The sequence below is a fragment of the Salifodinibacter halophilus genome, from assembly GCA_012999515.1.
Taxonomy (GTDB): domain Bacteria; phylum Pseudomonadota; class Gammaproteobacteria; order Nevskiales; family Salinisphaeraceae; genus Salifodinibacter; species Salifodinibacter halophilus.
In genome coordinates, this window is record JABEEB010000706.1 from 1 (window position 1) to 237 (window position 237).

1 protein-coding gene is annotated in these 237 nt (G+C 63.3%); it reads left to right on the top strand.

All coding sequences use genetic code 11. From position 1 onward, the window contains the following. Positions 1-237 (top strand): hypothetical protein (locus HKX41_13385; GenBank protein NNC25127.1); only part of this gene is annotated, 237 nt, incomplete at both ends.

The window sequence follows — 237 nt, forward strand, 5'->3', positions numbered from 1 at the left end:
ATCGGCCGCGCAAGACTGCACCGTCTATCAACATCGCGACTACGGTGGCGCGCATTGGGGCATCGACGCCGGCGAGCGCCTGGCGGGATTGGGAGACCCCGGCATCAACCAGACCTGTTCCCACAGCAACTGCACGATCTATTGGCGGGCCGACTGGAACGACCAGATTTCGTCGTTTCGCGTGCGCAGAGGCTGCACCATCACCTTGAGCGAGCATATCGACGGCAGCCGCATCCC